Annotated in this window: 20 protein-coding genes; 11 read left to right on the top strand and 9 right to left on the bottom strand. The window is 62.0% G+C overall.

Going from position 1 to position 19,573, the window contains the following annotated elements; all coding sequences use genetic code 11:
* The 3 genes from CFAEC_RS12400 to CFAEC_RS12390 form a co-directional block, all read right to left on the bottom strand.
* Positions 1-687, bottom strand: a complete 687-nt coding sequence (locus tag CFAEC_RS12400; RefSeq protein ID WP_290277273.1) for an NYN domain-containing protein — start codon at positions 685-687, stop codon at positions 1-3.
* Positions 687-1,451, bottom strand: a complete 765-nt coding sequence (gene trmB / locus CFAEC_RS12395; protein ID WP_290277271.1) for a tRNA (guanosine(46)-N7)-methyltransferase TrmB — start codon at positions 1,449-1,451, stop codon at positions 687-689. Before trmB ends, CFAEC_RS12400 begins: the two co-directional genes overlap by 1 nt.
* Before the next feature lie 85 nt (positions 1,452-1,536).
* Positions 1,537-2,625 carry a TDT family transporter gene (locus tag CFAEC_RS12390; protein ID WP_290277269.1) on the bottom strand — a complete coding sequence of 363 codons (1,089 nt, stop codon included), beginning with the start codon at positions 2,623-2,625 and terminating at the stop codon, positions 1,537-1,539.
* Positions 2,626-2,773: 148 nt separating this feature from the next.
* On the opposite strand from CFAEC_RS12390, the gene CFAEC_RS12385 reads away from it, so the two are divergent.
* From CFAEC_RS12385 to CFAEC_RS12370, 4 genes are all read left to right on the top strand, one after another.
* Complete coding sequence (locus CFAEC_RS12385) at positions 2,774-3,934, top strand: hypothetical protein (RefSeq protein ID WP_290277253.1); 1,161 nt, start codon at positions 2,774-2,776, stop codon at positions 3,932-3,934.
* Positions 3,931-4,332, top strand: a complete 402-nt coding sequence (locus tag CFAEC_RS12380) for a hypothetical protein (RefSeq protein WP_290277252.1) — start codon at positions 3,931-3,933, stop codon at positions 4,330-4,332. The genes CFAEC_RS12385 and CFAEC_RS12380 overlap by 4 nt, the downstream gene beginning before the upstream one ends.
* Before the next feature lie 116 nt (positions 4,333-4,448).
* Positions 4,449-6,284 (top strand): phosphoenolpyruvate carboxykinase (GTP), encoded by a 1,836-nt coding sequence (locus tag CFAEC_RS12375; RefSeq protein WP_290277251.1) that lies wholly within the window; start codon positions 4,449-4,451, stop codon positions 6,282-6,284.
* A gap of 496 nt (positions 6,285-6,780) precedes the next feature.
* On the top strand, positions 6,781-7,740 hold the full coding sequence (locus CFAEC_RS12370) for a DUF2382 domain-containing protein (protein WP_290277249.1): 960 nt from the start codon (positions 6,781-6,783) through the stop codon (positions 7,738-7,740).
* Positions 7,741-7,803: 63 nt separating this feature from the next.
* Here the strand turns inward: CFAEC_RS12370 and CFAEC_RS12365 are convergent, their stop codons facing one another.
* The gene (locus CFAEC_RS12365) at positions 7,804-8,577 is read right to left on the bottom strand and encodes a class I SAM-dependent methyltransferase (protein ID WP_290277248.1); all 774 of its coding nucleotides are present in this window, start codon (positions 8,575-8,577) and stop codon (positions 7,804-7,806) included.
* Complete coding sequence (locus tag CFAEC_RS12360; protein WP_290277247.1) at positions 8,574-9,200, bottom strand: hypothetical protein; 627 nt, start codon at positions 9,198-9,200, stop codon at positions 8,574-8,576. The genes CFAEC_RS12365 and CFAEC_RS12360 overlap by 4 nt, the downstream gene beginning before the upstream one ends.
* A 213-nt stretch (positions 9,201-9,413) precedes the next feature.
* Here CFAEC_RS12360 and CFAEC_RS12355 point away from each other — a divergent pair, with 213 nt between their 5' ends.
* Both CFAEC_RS12355 and CFAEC_RS12350 read left to right on the top strand, forming a co-directional pair.
* Positions 9,414-9,803: a hypothetical protein gene (locus CFAEC_RS12355; RefSeq protein WP_290277246.1), complete on the top strand. Its 390-nt coding sequence runs from the start codon at positions 9,414-9,416 to the stop codon at positions 9,801-9,803.
* A 500-nt stretch (positions 9,804-10,303) separates the two neighbouring features.
* Positions 10,304-11,422 carry a glycosyltransferase family 4 protein gene (locus tag CFAEC_RS12350; protein ID WP_290277245.1) on the top strand — a complete coding sequence of 373 codons (1,119 nt, stop codon included), beginning with the start codon at positions 10,304-10,306 and terminating at the stop codon, positions 11,420-11,422.
* Positions 11,423-11,508: 86 nt separating this feature from the next.
* Here CFAEC_RS12350 and CFAEC_RS12345 read toward each other — a convergent pair whose 3' ends face one another.
* On the bottom strand, positions 11,509-12,948 hold the full coding sequence (locus CFAEC_RS12345) for an MmpA family trehalose lipid delivery protein (RefSeq protein WP_290277244.1): 1,440 nt from the start codon (positions 12,946-12,948) through the stop codon (positions 11,509-11,511).
* 2 nt (positions 12,949-12,950) lie between these two features.
* Positions 12,951-13,709 (bottom strand): porin PorA family protein, encoded by a 759-nt coding sequence (locus tag CFAEC_RS12340; protein ID WP_435384236.1) that lies wholly within the window; start codon positions 13,707-13,709, stop codon positions 12,951-12,953.
* Between the two features lie 89 nt (positions 13,710-13,798).
* Between CFAEC_RS12340 and CFAEC_RS12335 the strand changes: the two genes are divergently transcribed.
* Both CFAEC_RS12335 and CFAEC_RS12330 read left to right on the top strand, forming a co-directional pair.
* A complete protein-coding gene (locus CFAEC_RS12335) occupies positions 13,799-14,869 on the top strand; it encodes an acyltransferase family protein (RefSeq protein ID WP_290277240.1) in 1,071 nt (356 codons plus the stop codon).
* A 74-nt stretch (positions 14,870-14,943) separates the two neighbouring features.
* Positions 14,944-15,435 (top strand): Gmad2 immunoglobulin-like domain-containing protein, encoded by a 492-nt coding sequence (locus CFAEC_RS12330; RefSeq protein ID WP_290277238.1) that lies wholly within the window; start codon positions 14,944-14,946, stop codon positions 15,433-15,435.
* A 29-nt stretch (positions 15,436-15,464) separates the two neighbouring features.
* Here CFAEC_RS12330 and CFAEC_RS12325 read toward each other — a convergent pair whose 3' ends face one another.
* The gene (locus CFAEC_RS12325; protein ID WP_290277236.1) at positions 15,465-15,779 is read right to left on the bottom strand and encodes an ArsR/SmtB family transcription factor; all 315 of its coding nucleotides are present in this window, start codon (positions 15,777-15,779) and stop codon (positions 15,465-15,467) included.
* A 104-nt stretch (positions 15,780-15,883) separates the two neighbouring features.
* Here CFAEC_RS12325 and CFAEC_RS12320 point away from each other — a divergent pair, with 104 nt between their 5' ends.
* From CFAEC_RS12320 to CFAEC_RS12310, 3 genes are all read left to right on the top strand, one after another.
* A complete protein-coding gene (locus CFAEC_RS12320; protein WP_290277235.1) occupies positions 15,884-16,957 on the top strand; it encodes a FecCD family ABC transporter permease in 1,074 nt (357 codons plus the stop codon).
* A gap of 68 nt (positions 16,958-17,025) precedes the next feature.
* The gene (locus tag CFAEC_RS12315; protein WP_290277234.1) at positions 17,026-18,039 is read left to right on the top strand and encodes an ABC transporter substrate-binding protein; all 1,014 of its coding nucleotides are present in this window, start codon (positions 17,026-17,028) and stop codon (positions 18,037-18,039) included.
* Entirely contained in the window at positions 18,036-18,839 is an 804-nt protein-coding gene (locus CFAEC_RS12310) for an ABC transporter ATP-binding protein (RefSeq protein ID WP_290277232.1), read from the top strand. The genes CFAEC_RS12315 and CFAEC_RS12310 overlap by 4 nt, the downstream gene beginning before the upstream one ends.
* Positions 18,840-18,941: 102 nt before the next feature.
* Here the strand turns inward: CFAEC_RS12310 and CFAEC_RS12305 are convergent, their stop codons facing one another.
* Positions 18,942-19,418 (bottom strand): GNAT family N-acetyltransferase, encoded by a 477-nt coding sequence (locus CFAEC_RS12305; protein WP_290277229.1) that lies wholly within the window; start codon positions 19,416-19,418, stop codon positions 18,942-18,944.
* Between the last annotated feature and the right edge of the window lie 155 nt (positions 19,419-19,573).

The raw sequence follows: 19,573 nt of genomic DNA, 5'->3' as shown, positions 1-19,573 counted from the left end.
TTACTCCTGGGATTGAGTGCGGTTGGATAACAGGGCGGACAGCGGCCTGAACGGTTGCAGCCAGGCGCCGTCATCAGGCAGGTGATCCAGGCTGACACGTGGCAGTGGCTCACGGAAGACCCCGGGGATCTCCTCGAGGTCAACGAATTCGATGTCCGGGTTGGCTACGGCCCAGGAGGCGTGCTCATGGAAGCCGATGACGGTGGCGGGGATGCCCTCGGCGACCAGTTCCTCGAGGATCTCGCGGAAGTTCTGGCCGTCGGCGCTGGCCACGACCACCCCGCGGAGAATACCCTCCGCATGGCGACGCCGGATGTGGTCGATCATGTCGGAGTCCACATCGGAATCCTCGCTCAGCTTGGGCTTGGCGAAGACGGCGAAACCCACATTGCGCAGGGCCTCAACCCAGGGTCGCACCACATCGGCACCACCGGGCGCGATGTTGGTGAACACGGTGGCCTCGGGTTCGATGCGGCGGCCCAGTTCATGGGCACGCTTACCGGCACGGGCAAGCAGCCACCGGCCGATGGCATCAAAGCGTGGACGGTAGGCGGCGGTGGGTCGGCCACCCAGGATGGCACCCAGGCCCATGTCCAGGTTGGGGGCATCCCAGACCAACAGGAGGTTCTCCGGACCAGACTGGTCGGAGGGTGCGTAGCTGTGGACGGTGTCGTGTACGTCGTTCATCAGTGCCTCTTCTGCCACAGGTACTCGTTGATCACATGATCCTTGTCCAGGCCCTTGCCCTCGAACTTGGTGATCACCTGGCGGTCGGTCAGTTGTGGGCACTCCGGCCATGGCCAGCCCTTGTACTCGAGCAGTGGCTCCACCTCCACCAGCTCATTGATCCACTCGGCGTAGTCCGCGTGGTCGGTGGCCACGTGCAGCACACCACCGGGCTTGAGCTTCTTGGCGATCAGGTTGAGGGGACCGGACTGGATGATGCGACGTTTGTTGTGACGCGCCTTGGGCCAGGGGTCCGGGAAGTAGATGCGCACACCATCGAGTGACTCATCAGCGAACATGCGGTTGAGCACCTCGATGCCATCACCACGCACCATGCGGATGTTGTCGATGCCGCCGCGCACCACGGAGCCCATGAGTTTGGCCAGGCCCGGCTTGTACAGTTCCACGGCCACGATGTTGGTAGCAGCCTCCAGCGGGGCCATCGCGGCGGTGGAGGTTCCGGTGCCGGAACCGATCTCCACGATGGTTCTGGCACCGGTGCGGCCGAACCAGGCATCGATGTCAATGAGCTCATCGCCCAGGAGGCGACCCAGTTCAGGCCACTTCTCATTCCACATCGTCTGCTGGTTGTCCGTGAGGGTGCCACGGCGGAAGGTCACGCTACCCAGGCGTGGGTAATCGAGATCATTATCGAATTCGGATTGGAGGGGACGGCCGGCTGGCAGTTCACCCAGTTCTTCTCTGGAATTATCAGTAATAGACATTAAGAATCATTTTTCCTGTTCAGTCGAGAAACTTCAATCCGCGCACAGTCGTCCATGGCGGACTGGCGCGGCGTCGATAAGCATCTCAGCGGTGACCACCGGTCACCGCACGCAGCCTGCGCACCATTTTGCGCATGAGGGCAATGGTACCGCCGAGTGTGGCCACACCGGCGTGAAAGAGTAGAATGACCAGCAAAAACAGGCTGACCCAGTTCAGCCATTCGAGCCCCGTTGATGCCGATAACCACCACGTGCCCAGGCTGAGGGTGCTCACCGGGAAGGTGCTGGCCCACCAGGTCGGGCTGTAACTGATGCCGCGCAATGCGGCCTGGTAATGCACCGTCGCGGCCAGTAATGCGACGGGTACCGCCACCGCGCACATGACAAAACCATAAAAGTTTCCCAGCCCTCCCTGGCCGGAAGCGGCGGTGAGAAGCTGAGCGCAGGCCGTCGACTGGCCGATGATGCCGAGCGGAATCCACATCGTGGGCGCGGCCATCGGCTCCAGGCGGTTCTGCGCCGACCGGTGGGTCCGCGGCCCGAAGTAGAAGTAGTAGACCCGTGCGAACACCACCGGTGCCAGCACCAGACTGAGGGTGAATGCGCCCAGGGACAGCCACCAGATGAAGGTGGTGTACCCATCGTCCACATTGATGCTGTCCAACCAGCCATGCACACGCATGCCGGAGGTGGCGGTCACCATGGGCGTGACCAGCGGCAGGCCCCAGGAGAACGTCGGCGATCCGGCGCGGCCGGTGATCAGGAGTCTCAAATAGACCAGGCAGGTGACCAGCCCCAGGGCGCCGCCGACAACGCAGCAACCGAAGAGGAACCACCATGTAGCCGGGTGGTGCTGCTCATCCAGCACCGTGATGACGGCGGTGCCCATGGACACCACACCCATGGACACCATCGCCCATGCGGGCATGACCTGGGGTGTGAAACCCGGGGTGCGGTACACCAACCACCCCACGGTGATGATCACCGTGACGGCTATCGCGATCGCCAGCATCGCACCGGCTGCAGTATCAAATCCATGCAGACCCAGCAGCGATGCGGTGGATGCCGTTCCCATCAGCGAACCCGCCCATGCCGGACCCGCCGGAGGCAGCACAGCTGTGTACCTGCGACGGTTTTTGACAAAGGTGGGCAGGGTGAGAGGGAATCGGGACACGCCCCACACAGTAGGACCGACGTCTGACAAACGGTAGTTATGGGGCGGTTTGTGATCATGGCGTCCGATCTGCGCCGCGTACCTGTTGCGGGCGCGCGCCGGCTGGGGTGTGATGGGGTGAGGGGTGTGATGAGGGGAAGGGGAGGCGATGACTTCAGTACCGGCGATTTTCCGGGCGGTGGCCGCGTGGGCGGAGGGGCGCCCTTTCGGTGATCCCGCGGGCATGGCCGTGCGGGAGCTGCTCCATGAGCTCACCGGCCCGCCGCGGATCGGCGTGTGCACGGTGGATGCGCCGGTGCAGGTGGTGATCCCGGGCGCGATCATGGTGCGGACCACCTGGCCGGCAGTGGGTTCAGGCGCTGATGTGATCCTGCTCGTACACCCCGGCGACCTCCCCGGGAGGGTGCGCTCCCGCATGCGCACCGGGCCCCAGAAATTTGTGCACATAGAAGATAAGGAACAAGCCGAGAATTACACGATTGGGGTTTCTGAGTTGGTGGAGGTCCGTGAGCAGCTGCTCTCCGGTGGGATCCGGGCGCTGGCCACGAGGTTTCCCCAGCTCACGGCATTGGTTCCTGCGATGGGGCCGGCGGAGACACCTCTGCCCCGTGTGGTGGTGATCGGCCCGGACCCGGGGCAGGTGGATGATGTGCGTGCCCGCCTGCGTCCCCATGTCACGGTGGTGGAGTCGGCGGATGCTGATGTGGTGGTCGCGGTTCCCGGTGGCCGGGGTTTCATGCTTATCGACGCCCCCATCATCCAGGACGCCTGGCACCGCGTGGGGCGTCTGGTTGTCCTGTCGCCCCTGCCTGCGGGCATGTGCCCGCAGGCGGTTCCCGCCGGCAGTGATCTGGTGGACACCATCGCCCGGGTGGCCGGCCACCCCGCCGGGTGGGAGATCCCGGTTGTACCAACCGGGAAATGGATCCAGGCCCATGACCGGATGCGGTTGGCGCGGCAGGCGCAGATCCACCAGCTGCACCGGTCAGGCGACCGGCGGGGCATGCGCGAACTGGCGAAGCTCCACGGGGAGGTGCTGCCTCCGGAACCGAGGCTTCCCACCGGGTATCTGGCTGCAGCGGCGGGACTGATCGTCGGAGTGTGCGTGATCCGGGTGGATCTGCTGCCTGTTGTGCTGGGGATCGTGGGGATGCACGTGTTCAGGCATCACCAGCGACGGGTCCGCACATGGTGGGATCAGGCAGCCCACATGCTCTCACTGGATACAACCAGTGAGGGCGTTGGTCATCGCCGGGGTCCGTTCGGATGGGTGCATGAGCAGTCCCGACAGAGTGGGAGAGTGACATGAGTTCTGCGGAGTCCGCGTGGTTGTTTGGTATCAGAGAGTTTGTCGCAGCCGCCGCCGGAGTCGCCGGGGGACTTGCCCTGGAGATCGACGGGGAGTTGGTGGAAATAGGCGGCGTGGGCGAGGAGAGTGTGACCATTCCCGGCAGCAATGGGATGACCATTCTCGCTGATCTGGATGGGGATGGCGTTGTCGACCACGTCGCCGCCCATGATTATTCCGGAGGATTTGAGGTGTGGTCGCGGACGTCCGGCGAGACTGGATGGGGGATCCCCGCCGGGGAGGCGGAGAAACCCGCAGCCGGATGGGGTCTGGAGTCCGAAGTCACCCCCGTAAAGGGGCGCGAAACGCACATCGACACTTTCGGGCGGGGGCGGTGGATATGCATTGATAGGGGGTAATGCCACTGGTAATGACAAATGTGGCCCGTGTCTCATGAATCTTATTAACTTGTTCCAACTATCAACGCTAATCTAGTTGCGAGTACTCAGTGAGTGACAAATTATCTGGAGAAGTGATGACTACAGCTGCAATCCCGGGCCTGCAGGGCGAGGCACCAACCAAAAATCAGGAACTGCTGAACTGGATCGCCGAAGCGGTCGAGCTGTTTCAGCCTGAGGCAGTTGTATTCGCTGACGGATCCCAGCAGGAATGGGACCGCATGGCGGAGGAGCTCGTCGAAGCGGGTACCCTCATCCGACTGAATGAGGAGAAGCGTCCCAACAGCTTCCTCGCACGTTCCAACCCATCGGATGTCGCCCGCGTTGAGTCGCGCACCTTCATCTGCTCGGAAAAGGAAGAGGATGCGGGCCCAACCAACAACTGGGCACCACCTCAGGCCATGAAGGACGAGATGACCGAGGTCTATCGTGGATCCATGAAGGGCCGCACCATGTATGTGGTTCCTTTCTGCATGGGCCCGATCACCGACCCGGAGCCAAAGCTCGGTGTCCAGCTCACCGACTCCGCTTATGTCGTCATGTCCATGCGCATCATGACCCGCATGGGTCAGGACGCGCTGGACAAGATCGGCGAGAACGGCAGCTTCGTCCGCTGCCTCCACTCCGTTGGTGCTCCACTGGAGGAGGGTCAGGAAGATGTTGCATGGCCATGCAGCGACACCAAGTACATCACCCAGTTCCCTGACACCAAGGAGATCTGGTCCTACGGTTCCGGTTACGGCGGAAACGCCATCCTGGCCAAGAAGTGCTACGCACTGCGTATCGCCTCCGTCATGGCACGCGAGGAAGGCTGGATGGCTGAGCACATGCTCATCCTGAAGCTGACCAACCCGGAAGGCCAGTCCTATAACATCGCGGCAGCGTTCCCATCTGCCTGCGGTAAGACCAACCTCGCCATGATCACCCCGACCATCCCCGGCTGGAAGGCCGAGGTTGTCGGCGATGACATCGCATGGCTGAAGTTCCGCGAAGACGGACACCTCTACGCGGTCAACCCGGAGAACGGCTTCTTCGGCGTGGCTCCAGGCACCAACTACGCCTCCAACCCGATCGCCATGGAGACCATGGAGCCGGGCAACACCCTGTTCACCAACGTCGCACTCACCGACGACGGCGATATCTGGTGGGAGGGCATGGACGGCGAGAAGCCAGCCCACCTCATCGACTGGAAGGGCAACGACTGGACCCCGGAGTCCAACGAGCCTGCAGCCCACCCGAACTCCCGCTACTGCGTGGCCATCGACCAGTGCCCAACCGCGGCACCGGAGTTCAACGACTGGAAGGGTGTCAAGGTCGACGCGATCCTCTTCGGTGGACGTCGTCCCGACACCGTGCCACTGGTCACCCAGACCTACGACTGGGAGCACGGCACCATGGTCGGTTCCCTCCTGGCCTCCGGTCAGACCGCAGCATCTGTTGAGGCCACCGTCGGTGCACTGCGCCACGACCCAATGGCAATGCTCCCCTTCATGGGCTACAATGCCGGTGAATACCTCCAGAACTGGATCGACATGGGCAACAAGGGCGGCGACAAGATGCCATCCATCTTCCTGGTCAACTGGTTCCGTCGTGGCGAAGACGGTCGCTTCCTGTGGCCTGGCTTCGGCGAGAACTCCCGCGTGCTGAAGTGGGTCATCGACCGCATCGAAGGCCGCGTCGAGGCCGATGAAACCGTCGTTGGTTACACCGCCCGCGCAGAGGACCTCGACCTCGAGGGCATGGACACCCCGATCGAGGATGTCCGCGAAGCCCTGACCGCCCCAGCCGAGCAGTGGGCACGCGATGTCGAGGACAACGCCGAGTACCTCACCTTCCTGGGACCAAAGGTTCCTAACGAGGTCCACGAGCAGTTCGAGGCACTGAAGAAGCGCATCCAGGCTGCCCAGGCATAAGTAACGCCTGTTGGCCGTGTGCTGACTGAACAACAACCCCATATCCACCTTCCATAAGCGGGAGGGTGGATATGGGGTTGTTTCGTTCCTCGTTCTGTGGGGCCGGGAGGGGGAAATCCGACAAGGCCGCGATTCTTAACTGGAAATCTTCTCCTGTGTACATATTCAGGAAGTAATTCGGTGTGGGATTGGGGGTCGAGGGTTCGGGTGGAGGGGTGGCGCGGGTTTGACCGGCGGATTCGGGGGCCGCAGGTTGCTTGTCCTGTGGTGGGTGATCCCGGGGCCTGGGGGCCGGGACTGGCAATCGCCTGGATGTGAACTGCGCAAGCATCTAGAAGATACTGTTTATGTGTTGTGCGTCATACTTGCATCGGTGCTTATCCATACACTGGGCGGTGTCAGCATCTCGGGTTGAGAAACAGACGTTCACGGTTCACAACACCGCCAATGCAGGATCCGGGATGAATGAAAAACATCTAGAAAAAGGGAGAATTTCATGAACACCCGCAACATCAACGACCTTTTCAACGCCACCGCTTATGACAGCAATGGCGACAAGCTTGGATCCGTCAAGGAGGTCTACGTCAATGACACCTCCGATCAGCCAGAGTTTGTTGAGGTCGGCCACGGCCTTTTCGGAATGAGCTCCAGCCTGGTACCACTGCGTGGCCACCAGCTTGCGGGTGAAGAACTGCGACTGGCCTTCACCAAGGACCGCATCTCCGATGCCCCAGACTTTGATTCCGACGCGCATCTCTCCAACGATGACCAGGCGACCATTTACCGCCACTACGGCCTGGAGGGCACCGAGAACGTGGAAACCTACGGTTCGGATCTCCGCGATCACGATCGTGGTGCCCGCGATACCGCCGGTGTGACCGACGGAGCCGCACATGACCGTGACCGCGATGCTGCAGGTCTTGCGGGTGGAGCGGGTCTTGCAGGTGGAGCCGGTCTCGCCGGTGGCGCTCTGCACGACCGTGACCGCGACGTTCATGACCGCGACCACGATCAGGCGGAGGTGGATGTCTCACCAGCTGCACACGAGGCGGATTCCCTCACCCTGTCCGAGGAGCGACTCAACGTGGACAAGCAGCGGGTGGAAACCGGCGAGGTACGTCTGCGCAAGCACGTTGTCCACGACACCGAGACCGTCGAGGTTCCGGTACAGCGTGAAGAGGTCCGCATCGAGCGCACCCCAGTTGATGCAGACCGCGCCGATACTCTCCGGGGCGAGGGTCTGCACGACGAAGAGGCATCCGTGACCCTCTCTGAGGAGCGCGTCAATGTGACCAAGGAAACGGTGCCGGTTGAGGAGGTCAGCCTGCAGAAGGAGACCGTCCGTGGCACTGAGACCGTCAGCGAAGATGTCGCTCACGAGGAAGTGGACATCGACGGAGCAGTCGACCATGATCTTGACCGCGATATCGACGGCGGCACTGCCCCTCGTCGTTAAGCATCTTTGTTAACCGCACCCCTGTCAGACCTACCTGTAGGTCTGACAGGGGTTGTTGGTGTTTTATTCCCTCACCAGGACGAGCACCAGATTGCTCACCAGGAATTCCCGCAGGAGCGGTACCTTCACCATCCACCAGGCCCAAGACGGGTGGTAGCGGGGGAAAGCCACTGCAAGACGGGCGCCTTCGACCTGCCGGGCCCAGTCCAGGCCCTCAGTGCAGGAGACTTCGAACAGGGACTCCCCGAAGACATTCTTCGGTGGGTGTCCGTGTTTCTTCTCGTAGCGTCGACGGGCGAAATGGCCGCCCACATAGTGCTCCCACAACCCGGTCTCGTGACCGCCGAAGGGCCCCAGCCAGATGGTATAACTCAGGATCACCACGCCACCGGGACGGGTGACGCGCAACATCTCCTCACCCATCCGCCAAGGATCGGGCACGTGTTCAGCCACATTGCTGGAATACACCACATCGAAGGCATCGTCGCGGAAGGGAAGATCCAACCCGGAGCCCCGCACCGAACCGGTGACATCGATGCCCGCTGCTGACATCTCACCCACATCGGGTTCCACCGAAAGGTAGGTGGCGCCCCGCTTATGGAAGGCATCAGCGAAATAGCCGGGTCCACCACCGACATCGAGGATCAACTGCCCATCCAGGGCAGGGCTGCCCGTGGAGGGTTTAAGGTCAGCGATCAGGGCGGCCACGAGCTCAGCGGTGTCCGTGGCAAGGTTGCCGTAGAAGATGTCGGGCCGGGTCTGCTCGAAGCGGAAATCGCGGAGCAAACCGATAGCACGGCGGAGCGTGGCGAAATTGCGCGTGCGGGGAAAACTCAACTGCGGGCCCAGCCGAGATCACTGATGTCCTCGCCGTTCATCCACCGAAGGATGGCGTTGATGGCCTGCTCGATATCGGCCACAATTGTCTTATGCTCGGTGCCACCAGCGCCGTATTCCATGGTCCAGCCGTCGAGTTCGGTGAAGCTGCGGGCCTGGATGAAATGGGATTCATCTGCTGGATCATCGAGGTCGAAGCGGGTGATCACGATGAAGTCCTCGTCATCGCGCATGGCTTTCATCAGGGGTTCCAGGCCGAGGCGGGAGGCGCCGAGGCGGGCATCATCATCCCCGCGCATCTTGATGGTGAAAGCCACATCCTCATCACCGAAACGCAGGGACTGATCCTCATGGCGCATGCCCAGCCCCTCTGCGAGTGCCACATCATCCAGCCAGCTCAGGGCATCATTGATCAGGTTCTCATCCACCGTGACCGTGACGTTGGACGCGGTGGTAACAAAGGCGGACTCAATGTCATCGACAAACGTGATCCCATCCTCCTCCGCCAGCTCCACCAGGGTGGCGCGCACCTGGTCAGGGCTTGAGCCGGTGGGGGAGAACAGCGTGATCGTGCTCGGTGGCGCATCATGGGGCATGGGGGAAGAAGAGCCTGCGGAAGTCATGCACCCTATTATGGCGCGGGCTTCCAGTGTGGGGCGAATTCCGATGGAGAGTTGTTTATATGAAACGGGAAAAGTTCATATGAACTCGGTTTAGCTATCCGGAAAATGATCCTCGTATAACCGGTGGAGGTGGTGCCTGTGCCGTGTGGCGTTGTTTCCCGGTTTTCAAGCTAGGCCCGGTTTGAAACAGCAGCATCCCTTATAGTTGGGGCCATGACTGATAAGCGGCCTGGTGGGCGGGTGACCTATGTGACCTGGAATCTCGTGGCCACAGGCGTCTTCGGAGCATTGGCCCTGGGAGATATCATTCCTGCCCTGGTGGATTCCCCTCGGTCCCTGGCCTTGTGGGCTATTAGCGCAGCTGTCACAGCGGCCCTGGGGTGGGCGGTGTGGGAACGCCACCGTCGACCAACGTGGCTTCTTCCACGCCTCTACCTGTTGAGCGCGGTTCCAGTGGGACTTAGTTTGCTGGTCACTAACGCGATGACTGCGTTCTGGATAGGTGCCATCTGGTTGGTGATCATTCCAGTCATCCTGAGTGGTGACTGGCTTGACCGATGGCTAGGCGCTCCTGCTCAATCGTCAGCAACGCGGCATCCTTAACCTCAGTTCTCATAGGTGAGACCGAGCACCACGGCAGATCCCGCACAGGGGTGAAAAATCCTGCCGGGCACCTCAGCCCACCATCTTGTGGTGAAATAGGCCCATGGGACTGTGGTGGGGAGTATGTGCAGGGATGGTGGGCGCTGTCCTTTATGCAGTTAGTTTTCAGCAGCTGACCAAGGTCAATCCGGATCATGAGATCCCGCAGTTTGTCGGATGGCCACCACACCGGACGGGAAGAATCTTCTTCCTTCAGTGGTTGGGGCTCTGCCTCATGATTCAGTTCATTTTTCCGTTGTTCCACGTCATGGGTTATTGGTCGTGGATAGCGGTACTTCCAGGAGTTATTCCGGCTGTTCTTATCGTCCGTCGGCATAACCGTCAGGTTCGAGGATTAGCTGCAGATCGGTGACAGGCACCGATACCTGTGGGCCAACCTGAACACTCACCACACCACAATTTCCCACCCCAACCGCAGCATAACTAAGCTGGGTAACCCTATGAAGATCCTTCTGTTGTGCTGGCGTGAATCCACCCACCCCCAGGGTGGCGGTAGTGAACGCTACCTGGAAAGGGTGGGCGAGTACCTGGCCAGGCAGGGCCATGAGGTGGTCTACCGCACCGCCGGCCACACAGATGCGCCCCGGCGCGCCATGCGTGGTGGGGTGCGTTATTCACTCAGCGGTGGGAAGTTCAGCGTGTACCCGAAGGCCTGGGCTGCGATGCTGTTGGGCCGTATGGGTCTGGGGACCTTCCGTGGGGTGGATGTGGTGGTGGATACCCAGAATGGCATCCCGTTTTTCGGGAGGTTCTTCTCCGGGAAACCGACGGTGTTGCTCACCCACCATTGTCATCGGGAGCAGTGGCCGGTCGTCGGCAAGCTCTTGGCGCCGGTGGGCTGGTTCTTAGAGAGCCGCGTCGCACCGCGGGCCTACCGCGCGGCACCGTATGTGACGGTGTCTGCGCCCAGCCGTGATGAGCTGGTGGAGCTCGGCGTGGATGCCCCGCGCATCCACCTCATCCGCAATGGGCTGGATCCGGTGCCGGCGCATATCCCCCGCCTGGATGAGGACGGTATCCACCTGGTCACGCTGTCGCGCCTGGTGCCCCATAAGCAGATTGAGCATGCTATGGACGTGGTGGCCGCCATTGAAGGCGTGCACCTTGATGTGGTGGGTAGCGGCTGGTGGGATGAGCAGCTCCGTGACTATGCCCGTGACCTCGGTGTATCGGATCGTGTGACCTTCCACGGGCAGGTGGCGGAAGATCATAAACATGCCCTGCTGCGCCGCGCCGCCGTCCATCTCATGCCCTCCCGCAAGGAAGGGTGGGGCCTGGCGGTGGTCGAGGCCGCGCAACACGGAGTGCCCACCATCGGCTACCGCAGCTCCGGTGGCCTGCGGGATTCCATCATTGACGGCCAGACGGGTGTGCTGGTTGATTCCAAGGCTGAGCTGATCGCCGGGGTACGTACCCTGCTTATCGACGCCCCCTCCCGCACCCTTCTGGGCCAGCGCGCCGCCGAGCGGGCACGGTCCTACTCCTGGGATATTGCCGGAGAGCAGTTCGAGGAGCTTTTGGCATCGCTGGCACCGGCGGATTCCTCCCGCCTTCCCTAACTACGACATCGCATTACAGACACCAGTACTGATGTCGTAGTTGGACGGGGTGATGTCTGCAATGCGATGTCGGCGTAAGGGATGTGCTACCTGGTTCGGTCCCGGAAACGCGCCCCGAACAGTCCCAGGGGCAGCACCACCCAGAACACCGTGAGCCCTAGCCCCATCCAGAAACGCCATCCGCCTTGCGGCCCGGCACCGGTTTCCACGATGGTGTCCCCGTCGATGACAACACCCACCCCGAGTTGCTCCAGATGTTCCAGATCCTGCGCCCGCCAGGCAAGTACCGCCTCGGTCCACCGGCGGCTGGGTGCATCGGTGATGAGACCATCCACCCGCAGTTCCCCGGATTCCACGAGGGAGACCGCCTTGGAGCGGGGATCCACGATGGGGAGGGCGTCGCTACGCGTGGTCAGCGTCGGGGCTCCGACGATGAGCACGTCGCGCCCGGCGGCCAGCTCAACAAGCTCAGTCCGTTCAACAGACACACTGGATTCCGGGCGCAGCACCTGGGCCTCCCGGGGTGCGTCCGGGATCTGCAGCAGGGACAAGGCCACCGCCGCCCACTCCATGGGCCGGTTCAACCCGGCGGCCATGGCCACATAGGCGGGGACCGCCAGCATCAGCAACTTCTGCGAATCACGCACCAACCCCGCGCCGGGAATATAGGACACCGCCCAGCCGAACAGCTCCGGTAGGAGCCAGGACACCAGGCACCCGCCGATGCCGATCACCGCCAGCAGGATCAGTACCGGAGGACAGTTCCGCACCCCGGCCAGCAGCACCACGAACAACACCACGCCAGCGACTGCGAAACCGGCTTCGCGTGATGCCGGGACAGCCCCCGCGTTCCAGATCCCGCCCAGGCCCAGGACGGTGCCCAGGGTGCCCACGTAGGCTTCCGCGCGCACCATGAAAGCCTGTGCACCACCGGAGGTGGGTGTGGTCAACAGCGCGGGCACCAGCCACGGCAACCACGCCAGCAGCGCAAAAACAGTGGTCAGAACCCGTCGGCTGGAGGTAGACACCGCCACCACCGCGGCCACCACCGCTCCCGTCGGGGTGAGGGATGCCGCCCACATCGCCACGATCTGTGCCCGCGGATTATGCCTCAGTGCCACGATCAAGGGCAATAACCACACCGCCATCACCAGTGACCAGTGCCCCTGCAGGAGACGCTCCACCACCAACGGGTTGTAGATGGCTATGGTGACCGCAGCGAACTGTGCCCTGCCCAGCTGCATGGCACCCCATGCCCCTGCCACGCCCGCCGCCACCAGCAGGACCCGGACCACCCAGCTCACGGGGATCAGACCGGGCAGGGCCAGCAGCGCGAGCACCCCATCCTGCGGTGCATTCCGGGAGGGGAGGTCACCAAAACCCAGGGCGCCCAGTGAGAGCGCGGGATCATCCACCACCACCATGTCCCGCAGCAACAGTTCACCCGGCGCGGCCAGGGGCCACAGGAGGGAACCCAACAACAAGGTCACCCACGCCCACAACACGGCCCGCCTGGTGGTGCTCATGGTCAACGGGTTCTTCTGAAGATCCCGGTCTGGAACAGGCCGATGCCGATGAGGAGCAACCCGAGGAACTTGGCGGTGAAATCCAGGATCTTCGCCGTGCGCAGCGTGGCGGTGATGTCCCCGGCATGCTCAGTCAGGTTCGCACGGGTAGCGGCGGTGAAGGAGAATTCCACCTCGCGGTCGCCGTCAGGTTCGTGGAAGGTGATCAGCTCATGTTTGTCCACGATCATCCCGGAGCGGTGCTCCACGTCCAGTGTGCGTTCCACCGAGTAGCTGGTGTCCTCATCAATGGGCTGATACCGGCGGTGCTGGTAGAAGGTGTACACATCCCCATCGCGGTCCAGATAGTCCACAGGTTCGGTGTCGCCGAGAGTGATGTCGTAGTAATGGTAGGAGTTGCGCATGGTGTTGGCGGGGAAGAAATATTGGAGTCCTTCCCTGGCCTCACCGGAATGATCAGCCCTGGATCCCGTCATGGAGGCGCTGGGTTCCGGCACGGGGAAACGGGAGTGGCCGATCAAAGTCACCTCATCGATGATCATGCCCTCAGAAAAGACTTCATCGCCCGGGCCCTCGGTGGTGTGCTCCACCCGGACGGCGATCTCGTCATCCTCCTGGGTGGGGGAGGTGGTCAGATGCTCTGTCCTGGTGAAACCCTGAGGGCTCTCACTGACCATGGTGAGCTCCAGATCGGTGGAGATCGACTTGGCAGCGCCCTGCACGAAGGGCGGTACGGTGAAGGCGAACACGAGAAGAACCACACCGATTACCATCAGTATGGTGGCCGACTTCTTCACCGGCAGACCCAATGTAGTCCCCTCTTATCCGCTAGGCTTCCCACTCACAAACAATGTCTCATCAATCCTACGCAGCCCCCGGAACGGTCGGCTTCATCAGCTCACTCGAGGGGCTCCGCGCGATTGCGGCCCTCGGGGTGTTGGCCACGCATGCAGCCTTCCAGACAGGAATGGACCCTGCGGGCACCCTGGGGAGTCTCCTCGCGCGGTTTGATTTCTTCGTGGCGGTGTTCTTCGCCCTGTCGGCTTTTGTGCTGTGGCGGCGACGCGACAGCAATGCGCCAGGTGTGTATTACCTGAAGCGGATGGCCAGGATCCTGCCGGCCTATTGGCTGACGGTGGCAACGGTCCTGTTGTTCATTCCCGCGGGTCCGTGGCTGGCTAATCTGACCATGACGCAGATCTATGTGGTCGGTGGCCTCATGACCGGCCTGACCCACCTGTGGTCCCTGTGTGTGGAAATGGCCTTCTATCTGGTGGTGCCGCTGCTGGCGGTGGTGTTGGGGCGGTTCGGGCGGCGCGCCCGCATCGGGTTGATTGTGGCGGGTGCGGTGCTCAGCCTGGGGTGGGCCTATTTGCCTATGGTGGAAAACTCCATCGCCAACGGGTGGCCCAACCTGCAGATCTGGCCGCCAGCCTATGCCTGCTGGTTCGCCGTGGGCATGCTCGCCGCAGAGTTCGAGGGCGTGCGCTTTCCGCGCGTGCCCAGCGTGGTCTGGTGGTTTTTAAGCTTATCGACGGCGTGGATCGCCGGGCAGGAATGGTTTGGCCCCCTCGGGCTCATCCATCCCTCCCCGGGGGAATTCGTGATGAGGATCCTCGCAGGCACAGCCTTCGCCGCATTCATCGTGGTTCCCTATGCCCTGGGCACACCCTCACGCCTGCTCAACACCGGGATCATGAGGGCGATGGGAAAGTGGTCTTATTCCATCTTCCTGTGGCACCTGCCGGTGTTGACCATCGTGTTCCCACTGCTGGGGCTCAACCTGTTCAGTGGGGATTTTCTGCTCGTCCTCATCACGACGACGGTGATCACCGTGCCCGTGGCTGCAGCCAGTTACACCCTCGTGGAAGAACCCGTGCTGCGCTGGGTCCGGGAGAGGACATCCCAGAAGGTCGCTTGAGTGATGTGGATCTCATAAGGGGCGTAGGATGGTTTCTACCAGTCGGTTCCGTTTCGCCTCCAGGAGGGCACGCCATGAGTATCGACATCCAACAACCCCAACCATTCGACATCGTCGGAGACACCATCCACATCGCAGGTGTCGCCGGTGGAGCATTTGAAGCCGGGTACAACTATGTGATCACCGAAGGACATGATGAGGTGATCGGGCACTTCATTGCTGGCGATGGTATCGGGGGACATGGACAGTTCCAGGTCACCGCCGATGTGTCCGGCGCGGCCTTCACCCATGTGGTGGCCTATGTGGAGGTGTTCCACCCCTCAGCAAAAGATGGTTCCCGCCTTGATCTGGTGGTGGTGCCTGTGATTCTCGGATCATCCATCGTCCCCGGTTATGCAACATATCTGGAGCATGTGGTGAAGGGCGGCGAGACCCTCTGGGCGATTGCGGCCCAGCACTACGGTGCCGGAAATCTCTACCACCGCCTGTTGGCGGCCAACCCGAAGATCACCGACGCCAATCTCATCCGCCCCGGCGATGTGATCAGGGTGCCACGGGCTGAGTGAGGAGGAGGGGGTTCGTCGAAAAGCAGTTTTTAGTGGTCGTGTGAATGGGTGCCACCGAGGTGGTGCAGGAGTTCGTGGATGCGAGGATCGCTGAGCCGGTAGCGGACCTCGCGGCCCACCTTATGGGGAGTGATGGTGTCGGCCTCGGTGAGGTGGATCAGCGCGGCTGAGGCGGTGGGGATGCGCACGCCCACGGTGTCGGCGAGCTCGGACACCGTGGCTTCGCCCGGGCCCCGATAATGCATGGCCAGCAGCAGGCGGAGGCGGGTGGGATCGCCCAGCACCTTGAATATCGGCGCCCATTCCTCTGCAAGGTTGACCGGGGTGTCCTGATCCTGGCTCACAGCATTATCCCCTTCGGTGTCCAACTCAATTTCCCATTCCGATAGTCAAGCGAACGATTGAGTGTTACCATCGCTTCATGCTACCAATGTTACGGGGTCGGCCTATGAATGCCAAGGGCGATGATGACGCTCTGGGCTTCGCAGCCCGTCGACACCGCACCGCTGCCTGGTGTGGGGCCCTGACCATTGCTCTGGTGTTCACCATGGGCGCAGGCATCATCGCCGGCCCGGTAGATATCTCGATTGCAGACTCCATCCGGATCCTCGCCCACCACCTGCTGGGCACCAGCCTGGCGGAGGGAACCCAGGTCACCCAGAACGCCATCGTGTGGGACATCCGGGTGCCCCGCGTGCTCCTGGGCGCTGCGGTCGGAGCGGGGCTGGCACTGGCGGGTGTGATCCTGCAGGCGCTGGTCCGGAACATGCTCGCTGACCCTTATATCCTCGGCGTCAACTCCGGGGCCAGCGTGGGTGCCGCAGCCGCGGTGCTCTTCGGTGCCGGTGCAGGTTTCGGGGATTATGCGCTGCAGGGGAGTGCTTTCCTCGGGGCGCTGACGGCATCGCTGCTGGTGTTCTTCATCGCCCGCGGTGCAGGTCGTCTCACCTCCATCCGCCTACTCATGTCCGGTGTGGCAGTGGGATATGCCCTGTCCGCGGCCACCAGCTTTTTGATCTTCGCCTCTGATTCGGCTGAAGGCGCACGCTCTGTGATGTTCTGGCTGCTCGGCTCCCTCGGGCTGGCCGGATGGAACGGCCCGCTGGCTGTGATCATCGTGGTGGTCACTTCGGTGGCGGCGGTCCTGATGATCTGGGGACGCCAACTCGATGCACTGACCGCCGGAGATGAAACCGCCCTGACCCTGGGGATCAACCCTGAACGTTTCCGTCTGATTCTCCTGGTGGTCTCCTGTCTCCTGGTGGGTGTGATCGTCGCGATGGCCGGCTCCATCGGTTTCATCGGCCTCGTGGTCCCCCACCTCGCCCGCCGCATCGTTGGCGGGGCTCACCGCTCAGTCCTGCCGGTGTCCGCCCTCATCGGCTCAATCCTGCTTATCTGGGCGGATATCCTCGCCCGCACCATCGTCGCCCCCCAGGAGATGCCCATCGGCATCATCACCGCTCTGGTGGGTGCACCATTCCTACTCATCCTCGTCCGGCGCATGCGGGCGACCGGGTAGTTGTCACTCTTAACCGTTACCTGTAGTTGCCACCCGTAGTTGTCACCGAAACCCACAAGGAATCAGTCATGAACAGTCGTATCCGAATCATCACCGCCACCCTCGCCCTGGGCGCGTTGCTTCCGATCACCGCCTGCGCGGGTTCCGATGACACCGCGGACGGGGAGAACGGTGGCGCTGGTGGCACTGACGGCACTGATGCTGCGATCAGCGTGGAGAACTGCGGGGACACCGTCACCTTTGACGCGGCCCCGCAACGCGTGACCCTCCTGGACAATCCTTCCGTGTCCACCCTGGCTGCACTCGGTGTGCTTGACCGGGTAACCGCCAAGGCCGGGCTGTATCCCACCGAGTACTACAGCGATGATGTGGCCGCCCAGCTGGAGGAGATCCACACCCTGACAGATCAGGTGGACGCAACGGGGCATCTCCAGATCTCGCGGGAAACCGTCGTGGAGACCAGACCGGATGTGGTCATCGGATCCTCGGATACCGTCAACCGCCAGACCCTCGGAAGCAACGGCATCCCCCTCCTGGATGAACCCGCCTTCTGTGGCTCCCTGGAAGGCGAAGTCACCTTCGATGATGTCTATGACCAGGTTGACCTCTACGGCACCGTCTTTGACCGGGAGGCCGAGGCAACGGCCTTTATCGACGAGTTGAAGAACCGGGTAGCCGAGGTGGCGGATACGGTACCGGACAGCGAGGATCGCACCGTTGCTGTCCTCTTCCCCACACCCGGATCCTCAGTCATCTACGCCTATGGAACCGGATCCATGTCCTACCCACTCGTGGACGCCGCGGGCCTGGACAACGTCTTCGGCGATGAAACCGAGCGGATCTTCGAAGTAACCGCAGAGGAACTGATCAACCGCAACCCCGACATCATCATCACCCTGCATACCGATGACAACGTGGACGCCATCATCAACACAATCAAAGACCTACCCGGCGCCAATGCCATGACCGCAGTCCAAAATGACACGATTCACCCCATGCTGCTCAGCTTCGCAGAACCACCGAGCCCACTGACCGTCGACGGCCTGGAGAACCTGGCCACCTACCTTGAGGAGACCCGATGATCCACGGTGACAACATCAGCTACGCCTACGGACGCAACGTCGTGGTGGACGGCATCACCATCACCATCCCCGAACACGGCACCGTGGGGCTCGTAGGCCCCAACGGATGCGGCAAAACCACCCTGCTGCGAACCCTGTACGGATCTCTGCAACCCGATGGAGGTGAAGTGACCGTGAATGACAAACCCCTCCATAAGGTACCCCGCAAAGCATTGTCACGAACCCTGGCCGTCGTGGCACAGGAACAAGCCTCCGACCTGCCCATGGTGGTTGCCGATCTGGTCATGCTCGGACGCATGCCACACCAGGGACTGGCCTCGCGCCCATCCAAAGAGGACGAACGCATCGTGGGAGAAGTGCTGGAACAGGTGGGCGTCCTGAACCTGGCGGACCGTGACTTCACCGACCTCTCCGGTGGCGAACGCCAACGCGTCCTCATCGCCCGCGCCCTGGCACAGGAAGCCACCCACATCCTCCTGGATGAACCCACCAACCACCTGGACATCCGATACCAACACGAGGTGCTCAGCCTGCTCGCGGAACTCCCCACCAGCTGCGCGGTGGTCCTCCACGACCTCAACCTGGCAGCCCGCTACTGCGATCACGTCCTGGTCATGCAAGACGGCCGTGTAGTCGCCCAGGGAGCCCCCACCGAAGTGTTCACCCCTGAGATCCTCGAACCCATCTACGGCATCCAGGTGCGACGCTTCGACTTCGACGGTGAGATGAATCTGGTATTCCGTCAACTCTCCCACCAGCCGCTTGCCAAGCAGTACCGCGTGCTCACCAGTGCGGCCTGACCTTCCATAGGCGGGGCGCTGGGACTATTGGTGTGTTGGAGGCGGCAGGTGTGTTGGAGGCGGCAAGCCCGGGCGTGGCAAGCCGGGGCGTGGCAAGCCGCGCTATAGATCCTTCAGGTACCAGGCATCCATCGCGGAATGTCCGGAACCGGGCAGCGGTTCGGAGAGAAGTCTGAAACCATATTTCCGGTACAGGATGCAGGCAGTTGTCAGCGAGTGCATGGTCTCCAGATAACACTGCTCATAATGCCTGGCGGCAAAGATGAGGGCTTCATCCATGAGCTTCCGGGACAGTCCCCGACCTTGGGCCTTGGGTCGCAGATACAATTTCTGAAGCTCACACACCCCTCCAATATCACCGAACGGGGCTATCCCCACCCCACCGACAACCACGTCCTCCATCTCCACGACCCAATAATGAGCACCGGGCAGTCTGTCATAGAACTGGAACAACTCTCCGAGCTGGGGATCGAAATACGCAGATCCCGGAATGTCGAGACCATGCGCCTCCAGCGAATCCTGGATGATCTCTTTCATCGCAGCATTATCTTGTTGGGTGATCTCCCGAATGATGATCATGATGGTTCCCGGAGCCTTCCCCTCATATCTGTACTGAGAGCGTACCCAGGCGCGCCGGGCTGGTTGGACCGAGGCGGCCAAAAAGGTTGCACAAAAGGGGTTGTAGGGCAGGCTGCAGGAAGACAGCGACACGGCACGGCAAGACAACAGCACGG

Origin of the sequence: Corynebacterium faecale (assembly GCF_030408735.1) — a bacterium.
GTDB classification, from domain to species: domain Bacteria; phylum Actinomycetota; class Actinomycetes; order Mycobacteriales; family Mycobacteriaceae; genus Corynebacterium; species Corynebacterium faecale.
Note: the sequence above shows the minus strand (reverse complement) of the source record. Positions and strands in the feature narration are given on the sequence as shown.